The sequence below is a fragment of the Falsigemmobacter intermedius genome (genome assembly GCF_004054105.1).
Classification (GTDB): Bacteria; Pseudomonadota; Alphaproteobacteria; order Rhodobacterales; family Rhodobacteraceae; genus Wagnerdoeblera; species Wagnerdoeblera intermedia.
Map to the genome: position 1 here is coordinate 50,658 of NZ_SBLC01000017.1, position 21,191 is coordinate 71,848.

Sequence of the window (21,191 nt, forward strand, 5' to 3'; positions counted from 1 at the left end):
CCCGCGCCGCAAGAAGAAGAAAGAGGCCGGCCTTGGCTATGATGATGACCTGGGCGCGCAGGGGGCTCCTTGCGCTTGCAGCCACCCTCGGGGCGGCGGCGCCGCTGGCGGCAGAAGTGCGCGCGCTGGATATTCTGGGGCGTGAGGTGGTGCTGGAGGCGCCTGCATCGCGCATCGTGCTGGGGGAGGGGCGCCATATGGCGGTCCTTGGGCTCATGCATGAAGATCCGGTCTCAAAGGTCGTGGGCTGGCGTCTGGACAAGGCGCTCGACCCGCCGACCCTTTCGGCCTATCGCACGAAATTCCCGCAGATTGACGCCATTAAGCCGGTGGGCTCGGGCAATCGCGATCTCTCGGTTGAAGCGGTGATCGCGCTGGACCCGGATCTTCTGGTTCTCTCGCTGATGGATGCCAAAGACCCCGGCATGGAGCAGGCGCGCACCCAGGTTGAGGCGGCGGGCATCCCGGTTGTCTATGTCGATTTCTTCTCGCACCCGCAGCAGAACTCGCTGCCGTCGCTGAAAATTCTCGGCGCTCTGACGGGTGGAGATGCGAAGGCGGATGAATTTGCAACCTTCTACACCGAGCGGCTGGAGCGGATCACCTCTCGTCTGGCCGATCCGGCGCTGAAGCGCCCGGATGTGTTTTTCCACGTTCATGCGGCACCGACGAATTGCTGCGCGACCGTGGGGCAGGGGGTGTTTCACGATTTCATCACCACCGCCGGCGGCAATAACATCGGCAATACCGCCGTGGGCGGCGTTTTGGGCAATGTGAGCCTTGAGTTTCTGATCGGTGCCGATCCGGACATCTATGTCGCCACCGGCGGGGCACATATGGGCCCGCGCGGCGGGCTGGTGCTTGGCTCGGGCATCAAACCGGGAGAGGCGGAGCTGAGCTTTGATGCCCTGCTCACGGCCCCGGGCTTTTCAGCGCTGACCGCGATTGAGGAAGGCCGCGCCGCCGGGGTCTGGCATCTGTTTAACGACAGCCCCGTGCATATCGCGCTGATCGAATATCTGGCAAAGCTCTTCCATCCTGAGGTTTTTGCCGACATTGACCCCGATGCAACGCTGCGCGAGATCGAGACCCGCTTCTCGCCGGTGAGCGTCTTCGGAACCTGGTGGGTCCGCGCCAATGACTGAGGCCGTTCTTGCCGCCTATCACCGCCGCAACCGCAGGCGCGCGGCTCTCGTCGGCGTCATGGCGCTGGCGGCGCTGCTGGCGCTGATCACCGATCTGATGACCGGACCTTCGGGTCTGCCCTTTAGCCAAGTCTGGGGGGCCCTGACCGGGGCGGAAGACATCTCGCGCGGCACGCGGGTCATCGTCTGGGACGTGCGTTTGCCGGTGGCGGTCATGGCGCTGCTGGTCGGTGCGGCACTCGCCATGGCGGGCGCAGAGATGCAGACCGTTCTGGAAAACCCCTTGGCTGAGCCCTTCACCCTTGGCGTTTCCGCTGCTGCGGCGCTTGGTGCGGCGACGGCCATTGTTCTGGGCATCACGCTGCCCTTTATGCCGCCGGTCTGGTCGGTCTCGGTCAATGCTTTCCTCTTTGCGCTTGGGGCGCTGGCGCTTTTGCAGCTGCTGGGGCGGTTGCGCGGGGGCGGGACGGAAGTGCTGATCCTTTTCGGCATCGCGCTGAACTTTGCGGCCGGGGCGTTTTTGTCGCTTCTGCAGTTTGTTGCCTCGGCTGATGCTTTGCAGCAGCTGGTGTTCTGGACGATGGGTAGCCTTGCTTCGGCCAACTGGGCCTCGGCGGCGATCCTGGCGCTGGTTCTGGCCTGTACCATTCCCTTCGCCTTCCGCGCCTCCTGGCAGCTGACGGCGCTGCGGATGGGGGAAGATCAGGCGCGCTCTTACGGCGTTGATGTCACCGCTCTGCGCCGCTGGGCGCTTTTGCGCGTGAGCCTTCTGGCGGCGACGGCCGTCTCCATGGTGGGCATCATTGGTTTTGTGGGGCTGGCAGGGCCGCATATCGCGCGGATGCTGGTGGGCGAAGATCACCGCTTTTTGCTGCCCGCATCGGTGCTGACCGGGGCGCTGGTGATGTCGCTGGCCTCGGTGCTGGCGAAGCTGGTGGTGCCCGGCGTGCTGCTGCCGGTGGGGCTGGTGACCTCTCTGATTGGTCTGCCGATTTTCTTTGCGCTGATCCTGCGCGGACGGGGGCGGGCATGAGCGAAGGTCTGATTCTGAAAGACGCCGCCGTACGCTTTGGCGGGCGAGAGGTGCTGAAGGGCTTTACCCTTGCGCCCTTGAAGCCCGGCGAAGTGACGGTTCTGGCCGGGCCCAATGGCGCCGGAAAATCCACCCTTCTTAAGGGCATCGCCCGCCTTGCCCCGGTTGCGGGTGAGATGGTGCTCGACGGAGAGGCGCTCTCGTCGATGTCCGCGCCGCAGCGGGCGCGCAAAATCGGCTTCATGCCGCAGAGCCTGCCCTCAGCCGCCTCGCTTTCGGTTCTGGAATGCGTGATTGCGGCGCTTCGGGCCGGGGGAGCGCACCACGGGCCGGATGCGGCAGAAAAGGCCATGGCGGTTCTGACGCGGCTGGGGATTTCCCATCTGGCGCTTGAGGCGCTGGAGAAGCTCTCGGGCGGTCAGCGCCAGATGGTCAGCCTCGCCCAGGCCACGGTGCGTGATCCGCGGCTTCTGCTGCTCGATGAGCCGACCTCGGCGCTGGATCTGGCGCGCCAGGTGCGGCTGCTTTCCGAAGTGCGCCGCATTGCGTCTGAGGGGCGCATCGTTCTGGCGGTGCTGCATGATCTGGCGCTGGCGGCCCGCTGGGCGGACCGGATTGCGGTGCTGCACCAGGGCCGGCTTTACGCCGAAGGCCCCCCGGCAGAGGTCGTCACGCCTGCCATGCTGGCTGAGGTTTACGGCGTCGAGGCCCGGGTTGAGCGCTGCTCAAAAGGCGCTCTGACGGTGCTGATTGACCGCGAGCTGGAGCCGGCGTGATGCAGCGGCTGAGCGCGGTGGTCCTACGGCTTGAAAAGGCCCTGGCAGGGGCTTTGACCTTTGCGATCCTTCTGCTGGTGGGGCTTGGATCTGTCGCGCGCGGCCTGGGTGCGCCCCAGGTCTGGACGGATGAGCTGGCGGTGCATCTGATGGTGATGCTGGCCTTTATCGCCGCCTCTATGGGGGTGGCGTTGCAAAATCACATGGCCATGGGGCTGATGCCGGAAAGCCTTGGCCCGCGCGGGCGGCGCGTTCTGGCGCGGGTGAACCAGGGGCTGATCCTTGGGTTTATGGCGCTGATGGCGCTGCTGACCTGGGTGTGGCTCGACATTCCCGGACTGATCGCTGCCGGAAGCGGCGAGGCCCTGGCCGAGAGCAGTTTCAACTTCGCCTGGACCGACCCGACCCTGACGCTTGGTCTGCGCAAGATCTGGTTCTGGCTGGTGATCCCGGCCTCGGTGCTCTCGGGCATGCTGCATGTGCTGGCGCAGATCTTCGCGCCGCTGCCGGAGACTGCGGTATGATTGCTTCGCTGGGCTTTCTGATCCTGATGGCGCTTGGCGCGCCGCTGGCCTTCGTGCTGATCGCGGTGGCGGTGATCCTGGTGCTTGAGGGCGGCAATACCGCGCTTCTTTCCGCCTTTCCGCAGCAGCTTTTTGCGGGGATGGAAAGCCCGGCCATGCTGACGCTGCCGCTGTTCATTCTGCTGGGCGAGCTGATGGGCGCGGGCGGCATCGGGCGCAGGCTTTTTGCTTTTGCCGCAGCCCTGCTGCCGCCGCTGCGGGCAGGGATGGCGCAGGTGAACCTGCTGACCAATCTGATGATGGCTTCGGTCTTAGGCTCAACCGTGGCGCAGCTGACGGTGATGTCGCGCCTTGCCGTGCCCGAGATGGAGCGCGCGGGCTATCCGCGCGACGTCTCAGCCACGGTGACGGCGGCGGGGGGGCTTCTGGCACCGCTGCTGCCGCCCTCGATGAATCTGATCGTCTTTGCCGCCGTGGCACAGCTTCCGGTGGGCGATCTTTTTGCGGCGTCGATCCTGCCGGGGCTTGCGATGGCTTTTGCCTTTATGCTGGTGATCGCCTTCCTGGGCTGGCGCGCGCAACTCCCGGTCTCGGGCGGGCTGCCGCTGGCGGCGCGGGGGCGTGATCTCCTGATGGGGCTTCCGGCGCTGGCTGTGCCGCTGGCGGCGGTGGGCAGTATCCTCAGCGGGATTGCCACGCCCACGGAATCGGCGGCCATGGCCTCTCTCGCGGCGCTGCTGGTGGGCGGTCTGATCTACCGCGAGCTGACCTGGGCTGCGCTGCCGGGGATCTTTGTGCGCAGTGGCATCACGGCGGGGATTGTGCTTTATCTGGTCGGCGCGGCACAGATTATGGGCTGGGTGATGACCTTTGCCAATGTGCCGGCCATGGCGGCCGAATTCATTCAGGAGATGGCGGGATCGCCGCTGATGTTCCTGATTTTGCTCAATATCCTGCTTTTGCTGCTGGGAACGGTGCTGGAGCCGGTGCCGGCCATCATCCTGACCGCGCCGGTGCTTTTGCCGGTGGCGGTCAGCGGCTTCGGTATCGATCCGGTGCAGTTCGGGCTGATCCTTTGCGCCAATCTGGCGCTTGGCCTGCTGACCCCGCCGGTGGGGGCGGGGCTTTATACGGCTGCGCTGATGACCGGGGTCTCAGCGGGTCGTCTGTCACGACTTTTGCTGCCGTTCTTCGGCGCGATGCTTGCGGTGATCGCAGGCATGACCATTCACGCCGCGCTGAACGCGGGATGAGGAGAGAGGCCATGAGCTTTCTGAAAAAGATCACCACGGCGGCCGTTCTGGCCTTTGGCGTCACGGCTGCGCCGGCATCGGCGCAGGAGCTGAAGATCGGTCTGATCACCCCGCCGCCGCACCAGTGGACCCGCTCTGCCGGACATCTGGCTGAGCGGCTGGCGGCGGAAAGCGAAGGCCGCCTGAAGCTTTCGGTGTTTCCGGCGGGGCAGCTCGGCTCTGAGGCGCAGATGCTGCAGCAACTGCAATCGGGCGCTTTGGATCTGGCCTTTATGACGGTGGGCGAATTTGCCAACCGCGATGAGGAATTTAACATCCTGGTGGCCCCCTATCTCGTTGAAACGGCAGAGCAGGCGGCAAAACTTCTTGAAGGGCCGACGGCGGCTGCGCTGCAGGGGAAACTTGGTAAGCTGGGGCTGAAGGGCCTGGGCTTTGGGATGGCGGGGATGCGGATCGTGCTGCTGTCGCAGCCGCTGGGCGAAGAGGGCACTGTGAAGGGCCGCAAGATCCGCACCGTGCCGCTGGCCTCAGAGCTGGATTTCTGGTCGATGGCGGGGGCTGCGCCCACGCCGCTGCCGCTGCCGGATCTGTTTGATTCCTATGCCAACGGTCAGATCGATGGCATGCAGCTTGACCTGGAGGGGACGTTCAACACCCGCTATTATGATTACTCAAAGGCCGTGCTGAACAGCCGCCACATGATTTTCCCGATGGTCGCCGTGGCCTCGGGGCGCAAATGGCAAAGCCTGTCTGAGGCAGATCGCGCGCTGATTGAGCGGCTGGTGGCCGAGGAAACAGCGGCGATCCGTGCGGCCTATCCGAAGATCGATGCGGATTACGCGGCGAAACTGGCCGGGGCCGGTGTGCAGGTGGAAGAGGCCGGACCGGAGATTTTCGGCAGCGCCGTTGCGAGCTGGTATGAAACCTGGCGGGCAAAGACCCCGCGCCTGACTGAGCTTGAGGCTGAAGCCAAAGCCCTGCGCGGGAACTGAGACCCGAGCGAAAAAGAAACGTGGCCGGGGGGCCTTTGCCCCCCGGACCCCCCGGCGCTTTACGGCCCCGTCAGCGCCAGCCCATTGCGGGCGCGATATGCGTCATGATGGCTTCCATGACATGGGCGTTATAGTCGACCCCGAGGGTATTCGGGATCGTCAGGAGCAGGGTATCAGCCTCGGCGATGGCCTCATCCTGTTTCAGCTCTTCGATGAGCTTTTCAGGTTCATTGGCATAGCCGCGGCCAAAGACGGCGCGCAGGTTCTGCTCAATATAGCCGACCTGATCGCGTTCGGGGCGACCGCCGAAATAGGCACGGTCCTGGTCATTGACGATCGCAAAGATCGAGCGACTGACTGAGGTGCGCGGGGCGTGACTGTGACCGGCCTCTTTCCAGGCTTCCTTAAAGACGCGGATCTGACGGGCCTGCTGAACGTGGAAGGGCTCGCCGGTTTCGTCTTCCTTCAGGGTCGAGCTTTGCAGATGCATGCCCATTTTCGCCGCCCAGACCGCCGTGGCGTCAGAGACCGAGCCCCACCAGATCCTGTTGCGCAGCCCTTCGGAATGCGGCTCAAGGCGCAGAAGGCCCGGGGGATTGGGGAACATCGGGCGGGGGTTCGGCTTTGCAAACCCTTTGCCGTCCAGAAGCTTCAGAAAGGTCTCGGCATGGCGGCGGGCCATATCGCCGTCGGTCTCCCCCTCTTCCGGGATGTGACCAAAGTGGCGGAAGCCATCGATCACCTGCTCCGGCGAGCCGCGCGAGATCCCGAGCTGCAGACGACCCTGTGAGATCAGATCTGCCGCGCCGGCATCTTCGGCCATGTAATAGGGGTTCTCATAGCGCATATCGATGACGCCGGTGCCAAGCTCAATCCGTTTGGTCCGCGCACCGGCAGCGGCGAGCAGCGGGAAGGGCGAGGCCAGCTGGCGGGCGAAGTGGTGCACGCGGAAATAGGCGCCATCGAGGCCGAGATCTTCGGCGGCTTCTGCCAGTTCAATCGATTGCAGCAGCACATCAGAGGCGGAGCGGACATTGGAATGCGGCGTGTTCTGCCAGTGGCCGAACGAAAGAAATCCGATCTTTTTCATATCAGTGGTTCCCAGGCGCTTTTGCGTTATGCGGCGCGTTGGCCCCTATGTAGGGGGGGATGGCGCACAGACCAAGGGGTGGCTCTGTGCATTGATGCACCGTGATCTGTGCGGGCCCAATCACCGGAAGGGGCCCAGCGGGATCTCTTTGGGCTGGAAGGTTGTGGCACTGGCGCGGTTCCAGCGGGACCGCCATTCCTTAAGCTCCGGTTCATCGCCGGGGGTGAGCAGAAATCCTTCGGGCAGATAGGGGAAGGCCTGATTGCCGTCATCAAAGCCGGAATCATTCAGGCGGAACATGAAGTGATAGGGCATGAAGTCCGAGGGATCGCTCAGCCCGGCAGCCCCGGTGATTTCGGCCAGCGATTTGAGGGTGTTGCGATGAAAACGCGCAACCCTTTGATATTTATCATCAACATCCAGCGCCCTCATGCGCAGACGATCCTGGGTGGCAATCCCCACCGGGCAGCGGTTGGTGTGACAGGACTGCGCCTGAATACAGCCGAGCGCAAACATGAAGCCCCGCGCCGAGTTGCACCAATCCGCCCCAAGGGCGAGGGCGCGGGCGATGTCAAAGGCAGAGATGACCTTTCCGGCGGCACCAACTTTGATGCGGTCGCGCAGGCCGGCCCCGCGCAGGGTGTTGTGAACGAAGTGCAGCCCCTCAAGCATGGGCATGCCGACACGGTTCACAAATTCCAGCGGTGCGGCCCCGGTGCCGCCTTCGGTGCCATCCACCACGATGAAATCCGGGGTGATGCCGGTCTCCAGCATGGCTTTGACAACGCACATGAATTCACGGCGGTGCCCGATACAGAGCTTGAAGCCCACCGGCTTGCCACCGGAAAGCTCCCGCAGCTGTCGGATGAATTCAAGCATCTCCATCGGGGTGGAAAAGCTGGAGTGGCGTGCGGGCGAAATGCAGTCGCGCCCCATGGGAATGCCCCGCGCCTCCGCGATCTCCGGGGTGATTTTTGCAGCCGGCAGCATGCCGCCCTGGCCGGGTTTGGCCCCCTGGCTGATCTTGAGTTCGATCATTTTGATCTGCGGATCAGCCGCCTGGGCGGCAAAGGCCTCGGGGCTGAAACTGCCATCATCCCTGCGGCAGCCGAAATAGCCGGAGGCCACCTGATAAATCAGATCGCCCCCCCCCTCGCGGTGAAAGCGCGAGATCCCGCCCTCGCCGGTGTCATGGGCAAATTTACCAAGCGCGGCCCCGCGGTTGAGCGCCGAGATGGCATTGGCCGAGAGCGCACCGAAACTCATGGCTGAGATGTTATAGATCGACGCGCTGTAGGGCTGGCGACAGTCCGGCCCGCCGATGGTGACGCGAAAATCGCTGTTGCTCAGCGTGACGGGGGCCATGGAATGGGTGAGCCAAGTGTAGCCTGCGGAATAGACCTTCTCCATGGTGCCGAAGGGGCGTTTGTCCTCAACCCCTTTTGCGCGCTGATAAACCAGGCTGCGGGCTTCGCGGGTGAAGGGGGTCTCGTCCTGATCGCTTTCGAAAAAATACTGGCGCATTTCCGGCCGGATGTTTTCCAGCATGAAGCGCAGATGGCCAAAGAGCGGGTAATTGCGCAAAATGGCGTGGTGGGTCTGCGTTACATCGCGGATGCCGACAGCCGCGAGCGCCGTGCAGATCAGGGCCGGAAGCACCGCCCATTCGGTGCCATTCACCACCTGCCAGACCGAAAAGATCGCCAGAAGCACAGCAAGCCCGAGGCCTGAGTAGCGAAAAAGGGACAGATGCATCATCGTAAGCTTTCAGCTCAGACCACCGGGTCTGCCGGTGATCTGCAAAATAATTACCTGAATGAACCATAGCCCCCTTAAGGAAGCCTTGCACCTGTCCTGCGCAAAGCTCGCGCCTCAGTGATCGCGGATCACATGGGCCGGGCGCTGCCCCTGAAGCAGGAGCCGCAGGTTGGCGACCACATGGGCGGCCAGTTTCGCGCCTGCACGGTCACTGCCACCGGCCACATGCGGCGAGATCAGCACATTGGGCGCCGACCACAGCGGGTGATTGTCGGGCAGCGGCTCAGGCGCGGTCACATCAAGGCAGGCCCCGCCGAGATGACCGCTTTCCAGCGCTTTCTGCAGCGCCTCTGAGCAGATGAGATCGCCGCGTCCGACATTGACCACCACCGCGCCCGGCTTCAGCCAGGACAGTGTGGTCTCATTGAGGATGCGGAAGGTCTCATCCGTGAGAGGAGCCGCAAGAAAGAGCACATCGGTCTGCGCGAAAGCGCTTTGCATCTCGTCATAGCTGTAGACGACATCCGCCTCCGGATCGCTGCCCCCGGTGCGGCGCAGCGCGGCGATCTGCATGTCAAAAGCCCGGGCACGCTTTGCCGCAGCCCGCCCGATTGAGCCGAAGCCAAGGATGGTCATCCGCCGGTCCTCAAGCGTCAGGATCGGGGGGATCTCTTTACGGCCCCAGGTTTTTTTCTGCTGCGACAGCACCGCGAAATCGAGGCGGCGCATCAGCGTCAGCAACATGGCCATACCGTGTTCAGCAACCGGTGCCCCCAGCACACCGCCATTGCCATAAACGGCGATGCCCGGCAGGTCATAAAGATCGATGCCGTCATATCCGGCGGTCATATTCTGAATGAAGCGCAGCCCCGATGCCTCTACGGCCCGGGCGAAGTCTGCCGTCCAAAGGTCTTTTGCGCCCGCCACCACGATACCATCGCAGCCCGCAAGGCCGCCCGCGATGGCCTCCTCAACGCTCAGGACCACGGTTTCGATATTCTCCATCCCCTGGAGCGCGGGGATCAGCTCCGCATCGGCGAAGCGGCGGATATAGGCGATGCGAAGGGGCGGGGTCATCTGAGGAGCCTTCCTGTCGTCTGGTCCCGGGCTTCGTTGCCGGACCATATGCTGAGCTTTGGCCGCAGTCTGGCGCGGAAGTTTTCCGGGACAAGCGTAAAGTGTAAGGCTTTGCCGCATTTGCCGGATTTTGCTCAGCTGCGCATCACTGCGGCCACAGACGCGGCGATCTGCGACTTTCACGGGCAGGAAATGTGGCTGCGACTCAAGCCCCGGACGAGCGGGGGGAAGATTTCCCTCTCCCGGGGGGATGCGCAGAGAAGAGTGTTCTTCGGGGGAATTTCCTGCCGCAGAAGGCGCGGGGGCGAAGAAGAAACCCTCTGCGCGGGGGTGAAAATCGACCGCTCCCGTTCATTTACGCAATGCCCGGTCGCAGGTCACACTGGCCTCAGTCAGATCCAGCCGGAGCGCCGTCATGTTCTATCGCCTGAGCCTTTTAGACAAATCGCCCGTGGCCGGGGGGATGAGCGGTGCTGAGGCGTTGCGCACGACGCTTGAGGCGGCGCAACTGGCGGACCGGCTGGGCTATCACCGTTACTGGCTGGCCGAGCATCACGGGCTTCCGGGTCTGGCTTCTGCGGCGCCTGAGGTTCTGATCGCGCAGATCCTGGCGCGGACGCGCAGCATCCGGGTGGGGTCGGGCGGCATTTTGCTGCAGAATTATGGGGCCTGGAAAGTCGCTGAGATTTTCTCGGTTCTGGCGGCCCTGCATCCCGGGCGGGTTGATCTGGGGATCGGGAAATCTCCGGGCGGTCTGCCCCAGGTGACCCGCGCCCTACAACGCGAGCTGCGCGAGGGATCGGCCGCAGAGGTCGGTCGCAAACTCACCGAGCTTGCGGCCTGGCTGAAAGACCCCGCAGAAGGGGCCGAGATCCTGCCGCGCCCGGAAAGCGGCCCGCAGCCCTTCCTGCTTGGCGGCTCGCTCGCCAGTGCCGAACAGGCGCTGAGCCTTGGCTGGTCTTACGTGCACGCCGGGCATCAGGACGGAAATCCCGAACTGACCGCGAAAGTTTCGGCGCTGTTTCACCATGCCCGCGGCGAGGGCCCGGTTCTCGCCGTGGCCGCCTTTGCCGCCCCCACGCGGGAGGAGGCCGAGACCCGGATCGGCGGTCTGACCTTCGTGAAAGTCACCTTTGAAGATGGCCACAGCGTCAATCTGACCTCTGAGGAAGGCGCGCGGGAATATGCCCGCCAATACGGTCCCGTCGATTATGACATCTCAAAGCGCACGCCGGTGATCGTGGCGGGCACGGCGGAAGATGTGCACGACCACCTGTCCACCCTCAGCCAGCGCTACGGCATCCATGAATTCGTGCTCGATCAGCCCGTGGCCGAAGCGGCGGCGCGGCTCAATTCCATTTCCCTCATCGCGCGGCCCGTGGCCCGCGCGGTCGCCTGACCCTTTGCAGGAGTAGTCCGATGACAGGCTCACCCATTCGTTTTGGTCTTATGCTGCATGGTGCCGGCGGGCATATGAATTCCTGGAAGCACCCCTCGGGTCCGGCCGATGCCTCTGTGAACCTTGAGTTCTACATCAGCAAGACCCGCAAGGCGGAAGCGGCAGGCATTGCCTTTGTCTTTGTGGCGGACGGGCTTTACATCAACGAAAAGTCGATCCCGCATTTCCTCAATCGCTTTGAGCCGATGACGATCCTTTCGGCGCTCGCGACCCAGACCCAAAAAATCGGCCTCGCCGGGACGATTTCGACCTCCTATTCCGATCCTTTCACCGTGGCGCGGCAACTGGCCTCGCTCGATCTGATCTCGGGCGGTCGGGCGGCCTGGAATGTGGTGACCACGCCGCTTGAAGGGACTGCGCTCAATTACTCGCGCCCGCACCCCGAACATGCGCTGCGCTATGAAATCGCGGATGAATATCTGGAAGTGACCCAGGGGCTCTGGGACAGCTGGGATGAAGATGCCGTGGTGCGCAACCGCGAGACGGGGCAGTTCTTTGACCCCTCGAAGCTGCATACGCTGAACCACAAGGGCCGCTTCTTCCAGGTGGCGGGGCCCCTCAATGCGCCGCGCTCGGCTCAGGGGCAGCCGGTGATCTTCCAGGCGGGCTCGTCGGATGCGGGGATTGATCTGGCGGGTAAATATGCCGACGGCGTCTTTATGAACCCGATGTCGCGCGAAGAGACGGCGAAATTCTCGGCCCGCATCAAAGATGCGGCGGAAGCCCATGGCCGCGCGCGCTCAGACGTGAAAACCTTCCCCGGCTTCTCGCCCATCGTCGGGCGCAGCCGCGAAGAGGCTGAGGCGAAATATGAAGCGATCCGCGCGCTGATCACGCTGCCCGAAGCGCTGGCCTATCTGGGGCGCTATTTCGACCATCACGACTTCACGCAATATGACCCCGATGCGCCCTTCCCGGATCTGGGCGAGATCGGGCGCAACTCCTTCCGCTCGACCACCGACCGCATCAAGGCGGAAGCCGCAGCCCAGGGGCTGACCCTGCGTCAGGTGGCCCTGGCCGCAGCCACCCCCAAGCCCGCCTTCATCGGCACCGGCGCGGAGATTGCCGAAAAGATCATCGACTGGGTCGACAGCGGCGCCTCGGATGGCTTCATCCTCAGCTTCCCGGTTTCGGCAGAGGGGCTTGAGGATTTCGTGACCCTGGTGATCCCCGAGCTTGAAGCCCGGGGCCGCTACAGCCGCGATCTGCCGGGGCAGACTTTGCGCGACCACCTGGGGCTGCCCTATAAGGAGAGCCGCTATAAAACCGCGCGGCTGGATCTGGCAGCGGAGTGAAAAAATGGGGGCCCTGCGGCCCCCTTTGGTTATTCGGCGGGATCGATGAGCGACAGCTCATCAAGGAAGCGGATGGCAAAGCTGCCGGTGCCGCGCGCGCCTGCGGCCCGCTCTGCCGCACGGGCATAGACGGCATGGGCGGCGGCCACGGCGCTCAGGCGGTTCTCCGCGCCGGCCAGCATCCCCGAGATCAGCGCGCCAAGGGAGCAGCCCGCCCCGGTCACCTGGGTCAGCCGCGCATCCCCGCCGGGCACGGCGAGCACCTCACGGCCGTCGGTGATGTAATCGACCGGGCCGGAGACCGCCGCGATGGTGCCCAGATCTGCCGCGACTTTCTGCAGGAAGGCCAGCGCTTTATCCGACGAGAGCGTGGTATCCACCCCCTGAGCGCCGCCTTCGCCCCCCGCCAGCGCCACCAGCTCTGACGCATTGCCGCGAATGGCGGTCGGGCGGAACTCAAGCAGGCTTTTGATCACGGCGTCATATTCCGCCGCACCCGCGCCCACGGCGACCGGATCGAGCACCCATGGCACACCCGCCTCATGGGCGGCGCGGGCGGCGGTGCGAAGCTGCTCAGGCGTCACCGCGCTCATCAGCGCCGCGCCATTTATCCAGACCGCCGAGGCGTGACGCGCAAAAACCTGCGGCCAGTCCATCGCGGCCCCAATCGCCGGACCCGCACCCACGGCCAGCAGAACATTGGCCGAAAGATTGGCGGCGACAAAATTGGTCATCCCGTAGCAAAAGGGCTTCAGGCGCTTCAGACGTGCAAGCTCGGCGCGGGGGGCTTCGCTGTCCCAGGTGAGGGTTTTCATGCTCATCTCCTTATGCGCCCGCCACAACGGCGGTGACTTCCAGCTCAATCTTCATGCGCGGGTCGATCAGGCGCACGACCTGCACCATGGTGGCGGCCGGATAAATCCCGCCAAATGCCTTACCATGGGCCTCTGCCAGGGCGTCCCATTCGGTCTCATCGGTCAGATAGACCCGGGTGCGCACCACGTCTTTCAGCGAGGCCCCGGCTTTGGCGAGGATGCCTTCCACCTTGGTCACGGCGCGGGCGAACTGCTCAGCGCCGCTTCCCGGCTCACCCTCAGCGGGCAGGCCAGAGCAGCCTGAGACAAAGATCTGGCCCTGGCCGAGTGCGGCACGGCTGTAGCCCATCAGCTCTTCGTAATGGCTGCCGGTGCGGATGCGGTTTTCCATGTTACACTCTCTCACTGAAGGTCACCGGACGCGCCAGAGCCACCAGGGCCTCTGCGCTCAGCGTGCTGAAATCTTTCACGGTCAGAACGGGTTGGTCGTCAAAGACATGGGTGCCGGTCTCAAGCGCGACAAAGGGGATGCCAAGGGCGGCGGCGGTGCGCTGGTCCCAGATGCCATCCCCAAGGATCACCGCGCGCAGAGGCTCGTCCGCGCAGGCAAGTGCCACCGCGCGGGTGACGATCTCTTCGCGGGTGAGATATTCGCCCCCTGTCGCAAGCGCCGCCCCGTCGGCGTCAACGCCCAGTAGTCCCAGTTTCACCTTCGCCATGCCGCGCAGGCTGCCGGTCGCATAGGCCACGGCCACATCCGGCATGTCCGAGAGATCCCGGATCAGCGCCGCAGCCCCCGCCACTTCCGGCACCTCCGTGTGGCTGAGGTGATCGCGCAGCGCGGCTTCATAGGCAGCGTCATAGCGGGCCAGGTCCTCTGCGGTGAGTTCCCGCTGATGGAAATGGCGGTAAAGCTCTGAGATCACGCCGATATCGGTGTAATGCGGATAGGCGGGCCAGGGCTGAAAGGTCACGTCCAGACCGTCATCGCCAAGGATTTTGGTGATCAACCGGTGATGCAGATCAGCGGTCTGCAAAAGCGTGCCGTCGATGTCAAAGATCACAAGGGTTTTCATACCGTTACCTCCGGCCAGCGGATCGCGAAGTCCCGCGCCACCTCGAGATGGCGGGCAAGGCGCAGCACCGCTGCGTCCTGGAAGCGTTTTCCGGTGATCTGGACCGAGACCGGCACCCCGCCGTCGAGCGGATCAAAGACCGGCACCGTCGCCGCAGGCCAGCCCAACTGGTTGAACCAGCAGGCAAAAGCCTGATGGCTGGCCATCCCGAGAGAAGGATCGGGGCAGGGCAGATCCGCCGTAAAGCGCCGCACCGGCAGAACCGGTGACAGCACATGATCATAGGGGCTGAGGAAGGCGTTGACCCGGGCCGAGGCCACCAGCAACTGATGCTGCACCTCAGCCGCAAAAATCGCGCTTTTGCCCAGAAGCTGGTCGTATTGCGCGCCGATCAGCGGATGCACCCGGCCCCGGTCCGCCGCAGGCAGGCCAAAGTAATCCGCAGCGCCGATCAGCAGCATGTTCCAATGCACCGCCTCATAATCGGCGGGGCTGAGGGGCAGATCAGTGATCTCAATGATCTCAGCCCCTGCGGCTTCGAGCAGATCGGCGGCGTGGTTCACAGCCGTCAGCGTGGCGCTGTCGGTGGCATCGCCCCAGGCGCACTCGCGCCAAAGCGCGATCTTTTTGCCTTTGATCTCCGTCTCATGGCCCGCCCGAAACGCGCCTTCGGCCGAGAAATGATCGCCTTCCGCATAGCGGCCAAGGGCTGCGAGCGTCAGTTCCACCGTCTCAACATCCGCCGCCATCGGCCCGGCTGAACGGAAACTGCCCGCCGGATCATAGGCAATGCGGCCCTGGGTCGGCTTGATCGAGGCCAGCCCCGAAAGCGCCGCAGGGAGCCGCACAGAGCCCACCATATCGGTCCCAAGCGCCACAGTGGCCGCGCCCAGGACCACCGAAGGCCCCGCGCCTGACGAAGAGCCACCGGGGCTGTCAGCGGCATCCCAGGCATTGCCGATCTGCCCGTGGTGCGAGCTTAACCCCGACATCAGCATGGCAAAATCGGGCATGGCGGTTTTGCAAAGCGGGATCATCCCCACCTCACGCGCGCGGATCACCGGCAGCGCATCATAGTTGGAGACTTTCCCCGGATGGCACTCAGTGCCGTGCCAGCGCGGCAGGCCCTTGATATGAAAGCTGTCTTTGAAACTGATCGGCACGCCGTCGAGCGCCGAGAGCGGCACCCGCTCCGCCCAGCGGCGGGTCGAGGCCTCAGCCTCGTTCAGCACCATGCCGCGGTCGAGCGAGGACAGGCCGTTCAGCGCCGCAAGCACCCCCTCAGCCCGGCTCAGGGCAAATTCCGCCACATCAAGCGGGGTGAACTCGCCGCTGCGATAGCCCCGCCGCAGGGTGGCGAGGTCGGGCAATGCGTCTTTGAAAGCCATGTTACGCGCCTGCCTCAACCGGCAGCGCGGGATCGGCGCGCCAGCCCGACATGCTGTCGTCATAGATCGTCACATCGTCCTGGCCGATCAGATGAAAGGCCAGCGCCAGCCCCGCCGCATTGATGCCGCCGCCACAGTAGAGAACGGGGCGGATGTCGCGGCTGAGCCCCAGATCGGCCAGCTTCTGCGGCAGCGCCTGCGGATCAAGCCGCCCGTCCGCGCCCAGAAGCGCCGGATAAGGCAGGTTCAGCGAAGTCGGAATATGGCCGCGCCGCGGATCGGAACTGCCCTCGCCGCGATACTGCTCAGGCCGCAGGGCGCAAAGGAGCGGGCGGGCGGGGTCTGCGCCCTGGCTCACCTGAGCCATCACCTCATCTGCGCCGACAAAGAGCCCCTCTGCGGGGCGGGCGGTGAAGGTGCCGGGCGCTGCTTCAGTGCCCATACCGCTTTCCAGCGGATGGCCTGCCGCTTCCCAGGCCTGCAGCCCGCCATTGAGCACCGAGACCTGCCGCAGCCCATGGCCGCGCAGCAGATACCAGAGCCGCGCGGCATAGGCACCGCCGAGGCTGTCGTAAATCACCACATGGCTGTCGTCATTGATGCCAACCGCCCGCGCCGCCGCCTGAAGCTGCGCAACCGACGGAGCGGTAAAGGAAAACCGCGCCGAAGGATCAGAGAAGTCCTGCATCAGATCGGCAAAGCGCGCGCCGGGGATATGGCCTTTGGCAAAGCCCTCCGGCCCCGGCGCGAATTCCGTCAGGCCTGTCCCGCGATCAATCCGCGTGACCGAGGCATCAAGCAGCACCACCTGATCTTTATGGGCCACCAGCCAGTCAACTTCGACCAATGCGGACATCGCTCAGCCCTCCCGCTTTTGGGCGCGGTTCATCCATTCATCGCGGGCAGGGCGCTTCAGCCCCAGGTTCTCGCGGGTGGTGCGGCCTTCATATTCGGTGCGGAAGAGACCGCGACGCTGAAGTTCCGGCACGACATGGGCGGCAAAATCTTCAAAGGCGGCCGGAAGATGGGTCGCCTGCACCATGAAGCCGTCGGCGGCACCGGCAGCCATCCAGCGCTCCATCTCATCGACGATTGTGCGGGGCGCGCCGATCATATTGCCTTCGGTGCGCGCGCCATACCAGCGGCCGATCTCGCGCACGGTCTTATTGGTGCGGCGGGCGTATTCGACGACTTCTTCATAGTGGCCCTGCACGCCCACCTCTTCGATATCGGGCAGTGGGCCGTCGAGGTCGTATTTCGTCAGATCCACATTCACGTGATAGGCCAGCCGCGACAGGCCCGCGAGCGGGTGGACCAGATCGGCGAAAGCTTCATGCTTTGCCATGGCCTCAGCATCGGTTTCACCGAGCACCACGGTCGCGGCGCAGAGAAGCTTCAACTGGTCCGGATCGCGGCCAAAGCGGGCGGCGCGGGCGCGCATGTCCTGGCGGAAAGCCACCGCGCTTTCGAGGCTCTCATTGGAGGAGAAGATCACATCGGCCCAGCGTGCGGCGAAGTCACGGCCGCGCGGCGAGGCCCCGGCCTGGATCAGCAGCGGATAGCCCTGGGGCGGGCGCGGCACCGACAGCGGCCCCTGGGTGGAGACATACTGGCCCTTATAATCGACAGAGCGGACCTTGTCGGGATGGCCGAAGATGCCGCTGTCTTTGTCCTGGATCAGAGCGTTGTCGTCCCAGCTGTCCCAAAGCTGCGTCGTGGCCTCCAGCACCTCTTCGGCGCGGGCATAGCGGGCATCGCGCGGCGGCAGCCTTGGCTCGCCAAAATTCTGCGCTTCGGCGTCCTGGAAAGAGGTGACGATGTTCCAGCCGGCACGGCCTTCGGTCACATGGTCAAAGGTGCCCAGCGTCCGCGCCAGGTTATAGGGCTCATGATAGCCGGTCGAAAGGGTCGCGGCGAGGCCCAGATGCTCCGTCACCCCCGCCATGACGCCAAGGATGGTCATCGGATCAAGGCGTGGCGTGCCTGAGCCATATTCGATCGCCGGGCGGAAGCTGCCGCCAAGCGAGCGCGGCATGGAAAGTGCGTCGGGAATGAAGGCCAGGTCGAATTTCGCCGCTTCGAGCACTTTAGCAACGCGGCGATAGTAATTCGCGCCCAGAAATCCCGGATCGGCATCTTTATGGCGCCAGCCGGTGGTGCCCATGGGGCCTGCGTTCATGAAAGCGGCAAGGTGGATCTGCTGGCTCATCGGTCACGGCCCCTCTTGATGCGCGGTGAAAGAACTTCACCGCCAACTGCGACTGTGACCGGATTACGCCCCCCCGAAGGGACAGTTCCAGAGAAAGCTTTTGGCTTTGTGATTACTTATGGAATAAGCGGGAAGAGAAAGATTTATCTCTCACGGACGGTCGTGGGAGAATTTCCATTCCCGGCTTTTCGGAGCTTCGGGAGCGACAATCGCGTCCCGGGCGACGCGCAGAAAGGCTCTCAGAGCCGGGTTACGGTCGTCTTTTCGCCAGTAAAGCCCCGTCTGCCAGTCAAAAACCGGGCCAGAGGGCGGGCTTTCGATTTCCCGGACTATGATGCGCTGCGGGTCGATCAGATGCGAGACGGCTGAGGCATGCATCAGCGCCACGCCCAGCCCCGCCTCAACCATACGCAGCTGCACCAGGCTTTCATTCACGCGGTGGGTGGTCTGGGGCCTGATGCCTTTCCAGTCCAGAAAGCGCTGAACGGTGCCTTCAAATCCCGGCGCGATCGAGGGCTTGAGCCGGATAAAGGGCTGCACCGCCAGCGCGGGGCTATCGGCTGAGGTGATGACGCCGCCAAGCTCGGCGGGGTAAACCAGCGCCAGACGGTCGCCCGCGACAAGGCGCGCCCCAAGATCCGGCGGTCCCGGCCAGCGGGCAAAGGCGACATCGAGACGCTTTTCGCGCAGCATCGGGATCTGTGCCTGCGAGGAGATATCCTCAAAGGAAAGCTCGACCCCCGGATGGCTTTGCCGAAAGGCCAGAAGCGCATGGGTCATCCCCTCGAGCGCAGAAAACGTAAACCCGATCGCCAGCCGCCCGGTATCGCCGGAGGCCATTGAGAGACCGCGCGCCCAGACGCGCTCGGCCTCCTCAATCAGGGGGCTGACCTCGCGCAGATAGGCCTGATGTAAAAACAAGACCACTTTTGCCAGGCTGCAAATTCGGCGATATTTAAGTGAACAATATCAATTGCTTGATGGGCAGCATTCCGCAGATCAGAGTAATTTTGCCAGGCTTTCCGGGATATTCTGCCAGGCTGGGCATCAGTCTTGTAACCCTGCACATAAAAAAGGACCGGCAAAGTGCCGGTCCTTTGGTCGTCCAGTCTTAAATTATCCGGGGTTGAAGTCAGCGCCACCGATGCGCTTTTCTCGGCGCGGCTCCTTCCTCATCGTGAACTCCAAATCTGATGTCGGCCCAATATTCATTGAGGTAGACGTTGCTCTCGGGACTGCATCCCTCCTGAAGTTCATAGTAGTCAGCGAAATGGAAATCCGTGAGAGACGTGTCGCCGCTACGCAAAGCCATCTCAATCGCGCCGATGATATTCTCGATGCAGCGGCCAAAGAGGTTGCGAGATCCGTGGATCAGCCGTTGGGGCAAATCATCGGCGATTTCGAGTTCCAGGCCAGCTGCAGAAGCATAGCTGCCGATGATCGGTAGGATCCTGTCGGCGTAATCGTAGGGATCCAGCATGGGCAATTTCAGCTTGGAAAACCGGCGGTCCAGCTGCTCATCACTTTCGATGATCTTGAGAAGATCGGGCGTGCCGCTCAGGATCACGACGACCGGAAAGGGTGCCTGCATGAAACTCTTGATCGTTCTCAGCATGCTGTCCTTACCCACACTTTTCAGATCCTGGGCTTCATCAATCCAGAGAACGCCGGTCTGCTGAGCACCGAAGCGGCGTTTCAATTGTTCCGTCAGGCTCAGGGGTTCGTCTTTCTGGGTTACGATATTGTAACCGCTGTTGCTGAGAATAGTCCTCAGCAACGCACCTAATTTTGCAGGGGACGGAACAGTTGCCTCGACATAGTGCTGCCGATTGGTGAATGCAGGGTGTGTTCTCAGCATGTGGCTGACGAGTGTCGTCTTGCACCCCCCTGGCGCGTGCGTGACAAGAATACCCCTTGTTTCCCGGCCATGAGCGAAAAGCGCTGGCCGCGCCGAAAGCTCCCCGTCGGCTTTGACTTGAAGCAGGCGATCGAGGTGGCGGCGCAGTTGGACATCCCATTCCGTGTTGACGTGCATCTGCCGGAGCTCCTCCAGCACAGCGTCAACGGAAGTCTGACGCACTGGAGATTGCAGTTCAACAGCGGTATCGATCTGCGTGTTCATTTGCGTTTGTCTCCTTTGGATCCCGGCTTGCGGGCAGGGGTGAGCTTCCACTCGCTTTCTGTTGCCGTTTCAGCGCGATCGTTCGGCCTGGCAGGCCTCGTGCGCAGAGATGTTGGGGGTGGCGTTTCCGGCCGGTGAGACTGCTCGCTTCCTTTCCGTGCCAGGTAGGCCTCAGCAGGATGGAGGATCCGGCCCCCGACCTGCGGCCGCTCGCTCACAGTGTCTGCACGCGGCACCGGCTCTCCGGGAAGCTGGTCAGGATGCTGCAGCATCTTGTCGGACGAACCGCTTGCGTGAAGGGCAGCCTTCCTGAAGCCCATGGTGGTGTCGTGCTCGGCTGCAGCTAGCGCCTCGGGGGAATGAGGCTGGAGGTATAGCCCACGCGAAATCCGGGCATGGGCCTTCACTGCATCCATCTTTCTGTAGGCATTGAGGATGCAGCCAACCGGATCAGCAGCCTTGGCGAGGCCGCGGGCGCGAGCCTTTGCGGCTCTCCATTGGACACCGTTCAGGCCTTTGGTGCGCGGATCCGTGCATTCCAGCGTATGCCAGCTGCCATCGAGGAGCACAGAAATGGCCCCGATGTCATTGTCCCATGAGCGCACCTCAACCCTGCGGTCGTCGTTGCGCTTGAACCAGTCGGCCAGTGCCGGGGAGTGATAATACACGGAGTTGGCGAAGATGCCCTGGCGCTGCACGATGCGGTATTCGGGAGTGCCGAATACAACCCGCATCGCGTCATCTTCGGGCAGGGGGCGTGGCCCGTCAGCAGCGCCCAGGTAAGAGTCCCATTCCTCAGCCGGAGTAGTGCCGCCGAGGCCGTCATGGGGCGTATGATGGTAGGCATCGACGATCCAGAGCAGCACAAGTTGCTGCAAATGATCGAGGGTAAGTGCAGCCTCTCTCTCAGGCTTGCGATCCCCACGCTCGGCAATATTCTTCCCGGTGGCGCCAGGGGATCCGGTCGAGACTTCGACATTCAGCCGACCAACCGCGCGCTCGATATGTCCGCGCATCTGGGGAATTCCGGCCGGCGATTTTTCCACCGTGATTTGGAATGCACCGGTGGCTGTGAGGAACTCGCCGGACCTGAACGCAACGCCATGATCAGTATAGACCCACATTTCCCAAGTAAGGCGCTGATTTCGCTGTCCTGACCATTATATTTCCTATATAAAA

The 21,191-nt window shown here is 63.5% G+C and carries 20 protein-coding genes; 8 read left to right on the forward strand and 12 right to left on the reverse strand.

What is annotated here, in order from left to right; translation table 11 throughout:
- Positions 1 to 38: 38 nt before the first annotated feature.
- The 6 genes from EP867_RS12535 to EP867_RS12560 are packed head-to-tail and all read left to right on the forward strand — an operon-like array spanning position 39 to position 5,723.
- Positions 39 to 1,145 (forward strand): ABC transporter substrate-binding protein, encoded by a 1,107-nt coding sequence (locus EP867_RS12535; RefSeq protein WP_128489776.1) that lies wholly within the window; start codon positions 39 to 41, stop codon positions 1,143 to 1,145.
- Positions 1,138 to 2,178 carry a FecCD family ABC transporter permease gene (locus EP867_RS12540; RefSeq protein ID WP_128489736.1) on the forward strand — a complete coding sequence of 347 codons (1,041 nt, stop codon included), beginning with the start codon at positions 1,138 to 1,140 and terminating at the stop codon, positions 2,176 to 2,178. Before EP867_RS12535 ends, EP867_RS12540 begins: the two co-directional genes overlap by 8 nt.
- Positions 2,175 to 2,954, forward strand: a complete 780-nt coding sequence (locus tag EP867_RS12545) for an ABC transporter ATP-binding protein (protein ID WP_128489738.1) — start codon at positions 2,175 to 2,177, stop codon at positions 2,952 to 2,954. Before EP867_RS12540 ends, EP867_RS12545 begins: the two co-directional genes overlap by 4 nt.
- Positions 2,954 to 3,478 carry a TRAP transporter small permease gene (locus EP867_RS12550; protein WP_128489740.1) on the forward strand — a complete coding sequence of 175 codons (525 nt, stop codon included), beginning with the start codon at positions 2,954 to 2,956 and terminating at the stop codon, positions 3,476 to 3,478. Before EP867_RS12545 ends, EP867_RS12550 begins: the two co-directional genes overlap by 1 nt.
- Entirely contained in the window at positions 3,475 to 4,731 is a 1,257-nt protein-coding gene (locus tag EP867_RS12555; RefSeq protein ID WP_128489742.1) for a TRAP transporter large permease, read from the forward strand. The genes EP867_RS12550 and EP867_RS12555 overlap by 4 nt, the downstream gene beginning before the upstream one ends.
- An 11-nt stretch (positions 4,732 to 4,742) precedes the next feature.
- On the forward strand, positions 4,743 to 5,723 hold the full coding sequence (locus EP867_RS12560; RefSeq protein WP_128489744.1) for a TRAP transporter substrate-binding protein: 981 nt from the start codon (positions 4,743 to 4,745) through the stop codon (positions 5,721 to 5,723).
- 70 nt (positions 5,724 to 5,793) lie between these two features.
- Here the strand turns inward: EP867_RS12560 and EP867_RS12565 are convergent, their stop codons facing one another.
- From EP867_RS12565 to EP867_RS12575, 3 genes are all read right to left on the reverse strand, one after another.
- Positions 5,794 to 6,813, reverse strand: a complete 1,020-nt coding sequence (locus EP867_RS12565; RefSeq protein ID WP_128489746.1) for an LLM class flavin-dependent oxidoreductase — start codon at positions 6,811 to 6,813, stop codon at positions 5,794 to 5,796.
- Positions 6,814 to 6,933: 120 nt separating this feature from the next.
- Positions 6,934 to 8,571, reverse strand: a complete 1,638-nt coding sequence (locus EP867_RS12570; RefSeq protein ID WP_380049862.1) for an FMN-binding glutamate synthase family protein — start codon at positions 8,569 to 8,571, stop codon at positions 6,934 to 6,936.
- A gap of 114 nt (positions 8,572 to 8,685) precedes the next feature.
- Positions 8,686 to 9,648 (reverse strand): NAD(P)-dependent oxidoreductase, encoded by a 963-nt coding sequence (locus tag EP867_RS12575; protein WP_164888857.1) that lies wholly within the window; start codon positions 9,646 to 9,648, stop codon positions 8,686 to 8,688.
- A 415-nt stretch (positions 9,649 to 10,063) separates the two neighbouring features.
- On the opposite strand from EP867_RS12575, the gene EP867_RS12580 reads away from it, so the two are divergent.
- The gene (locus EP867_RS12580; protein WP_128489750.1) at positions 10,064 to 11,047 is read left to right on the forward strand and encodes an MsnO8 family LLM class oxidoreductase; all 984 of its coding nucleotides are present in this window, start codon (positions 10,064 to 10,066) and stop codon (positions 11,045 to 11,047) included.
- Between the two features lie 20 nt (positions 11,048 to 11,067).
- Positions 11,068 to 12,402, forward strand: coding sequence for an LLM class flavin-dependent oxidoreductase (locus EP867_RS12585; protein WP_128489752.1), 1,335 nt, complete (start codon positions 11,068 to 11,070; stop codon positions 12,400 to 12,402).
- Between the two features lie 29 nt (positions 12,403 to 12,431).
- Here EP867_RS12585 and EP867_RS12590 read toward each other — a convergent pair whose 3' ends face one another.
- From EP867_RS12590 to EP867_RS12630, 9 genes are all read right to left on the reverse strand, one after another.
- Positions 12,432 to 13,217, reverse strand: coding sequence for a hydroxyethylthiazole kinase (locus EP867_RS12590; RefSeq protein WP_128489755.1), 786 nt, complete (start codon positions 13,215 to 13,217; stop codon positions 12,432 to 12,434).
- Between the two features lie 10 nt (positions 13,218 to 13,227).
- Complete coding sequence (locus EP867_RS12595; protein ID WP_128489757.1) at positions 13,228 to 13,608, reverse strand: Rid family hydrolase; 381 nt, start codon at positions 13,606 to 13,608, stop codon at positions 13,228 to 13,230.
- A gap of 1 nt (position 13,609) precedes the next feature.
- Entirely contained in the window at positions 13,610 to 14,293 is a 684-nt protein-coding gene (locus tag EP867_RS12600; RefSeq protein ID WP_128489760.1) for an HAD family hydrolase, read from the reverse strand.
- On the reverse strand, positions 14,290 to 15,681 hold the full coding sequence (locus EP867_RS12605; protein WP_164888858.1) for an amidase: 1,392 nt from the start codon (positions 15,679 to 15,681) through the stop codon (positions 14,290 to 14,292). The genes EP867_RS12600 and EP867_RS12605 overlap by 4 nt, the downstream gene beginning before the upstream one ends.
- 1 nt (position 15,682) lies before the next feature.
- The gene (locus EP867_RS12610; RefSeq protein ID WP_128489764.1) at positions 15,683 to 16,537 is read right to left on the reverse strand and encodes a sulfurtransferase; all 855 of its coding nucleotides are present in this window, start codon (positions 16,535 to 16,537) and stop codon (positions 15,683 to 15,685) included.
- Between the two features lie 3 nt (positions 16,538 to 16,540).
- Positions 16,541 to 17,890: an LLM class flavin-dependent oxidoreductase gene (locus EP867_RS12615; protein WP_128489766.1), complete on the reverse strand. Its 1,350-nt coding sequence runs from the start codon at positions 17,888 to 17,890 to the stop codon at positions 16,541 to 16,543.
- 150 nt (positions 17,891 to 18,040) lie between these two features.
- Positions 18,041 to 18,811 carry a LysR family substrate-binding domain-containing protein gene (locus EP867_RS12620; protein WP_128489768.1) on the reverse strand — a complete coding sequence of 257 codons (771 nt, stop codon included), beginning with the start codon at positions 18,809 to 18,811 and terminating at the stop codon, positions 18,041 to 18,043.
- A 211-nt stretch (positions 18,812 to 19,022) separates the two neighbouring features.
- Entirely contained in the window at positions 19,023 to 20,012 is a 990-nt protein-coding gene (locus EP867_RS12625) for an AAA family ATPase (RefSeq protein ID WP_128489770.1), read from the reverse strand.
- Positions 20,009 to 21,136: a Mu transposase C-terminal domain-containing protein gene (locus EP867_RS12630; RefSeq protein ID WP_128489772.1), complete on the reverse strand. Its 1,128-nt coding sequence runs from the start codon at positions 21,134 to 21,136 to the stop codon at positions 20,009 to 20,011. Before EP867_RS12630 ends, EP867_RS12625 begins: the two co-directional genes overlap by 4 nt.
- Between the last annotated feature and the right edge of the window lie 55 nt (positions 21,137 to 21,191).

Coding starts and splice junctions, on each gene's coding strand:
- EP867_RS12535 (WP_128489776.1), top strand. CDS start 39: ATGATGATGACCTGGGCGCGCAGGGGGCTCCTTGCGCTTGCAGCCACC.
- EP867_RS12585 (WP_128489752.1), top strand. CDS start 11,068: ATGACAGGCTCACCCATTCGTTTTGGTCTTATGCTGCATGGTGCCGGC.
- EP867_RS12590 (WP_128489755.1), bottom strand. CDS start 13,217: ATGAAAACCCTCACCTGGGACAGCGAAGCCCCCCGCGCCGAGCTTGCA.
- EP867_RS12605 (WP_164888858.1), bottom strand. CDS start 15,681: ATGGCTTTCAAAGACGCATTGCCCGACCTCGCCACCCTGCGGCGGGGC.
- EP867_RS12565 (WP_128489746.1), bottom strand. CDS start 6,813: ATGAAAAAGATCGGATTTCTTTCGTTCGGCCACTGGCAGAACACGCCG.
- EP867_RS12540 (WP_128489736.1), top strand. CDS start 1,138: ATGACTGAGGCCGTTCTTGCCGCCTATCACCGCCGCAACCGCAGGCGC.
- EP867_RS12595 (WP_128489757.1), bottom strand. CDS start 13,608: ATGGAAAACCGCATCCGCACCGGCAGCCATTACGAAGAGCTGATGGGC.
- EP867_RS12610 (WP_128489764.1), bottom strand. CDS start 16,537: ATGTCCGCATTGGTCGAAGTTGACTGGCTGGTGGCCCATAAAGATCAG.
- EP867_RS12625 (WP_128489770.1), bottom strand. CDS start 20,012: ATGAACACGCAGATCGATACCGCTGTTGAACTGCAATCTCCAGTGCGT.
- EP867_RS12560 (WP_128489744.1), top strand. CDS start 4,743: ATGAGCTTTCTGAAAAAGATCACCACGGCGGCCGTTCTGGCCTTTGGC.
- EP867_RS12630 (WP_128489772.1), bottom strand. CDS start 21,136: ATGTGGGTCTATACTGATCATGGCGTTGCGTTCAGGTCCGGCGAGTTC.
- EP867_RS12545 (WP_128489738.1), top strand. CDS start 2,175: ATGAGCGAAGGTCTGATTCTGAAAGACGCCGCCGTACGCTTTGGCGGG.
- EP867_RS12615 (WP_128489766.1), bottom strand. CDS start 17,890: ATGAGCCAGCAGATCCACCTTGCCGCTTTCATGAACGCAGGCCCCATG.
- EP867_RS12580 (WP_128489750.1), top strand. CDS start 10,064: ATGTTCTATCGCCTGAGCCTTTTAGACAAATCGCCCGTGGCCGGGGGG.
- EP867_RS12555 (WP_128489742.1), top strand. CDS start 3,475: ATGATTGCTTCGCTGGGCTTTCTGATCCTGATGGCGCTTGGCGCGCCG.
- EP867_RS12600 (WP_128489760.1), bottom strand. CDS start 14,293: ATGAAAACCCTTGTGATCTTTGACATCGACGGCACGCTTTTGCAGACC.
- EP867_RS12575 (WP_164888857.1), bottom strand. CDS start 9,648: ATGACCCCGCCCCTTCGCATCGCCTATATCCGCCGCTTCGCCGATGCG.
- EP867_RS12570 (WP_380049862.1), bottom strand. CDS start 8,571: ATGATGCATCTGTCCCTTTTTCGCTACTCAGGCCTCGGGCTTGCTGTG.
- EP867_RS12550 (WP_128489740.1), top strand. CDS start 2,954: ATGCAGCGGCTGAGCGCGGTGGTCCTACGGCTTGAAAAGGCCCTGGCA.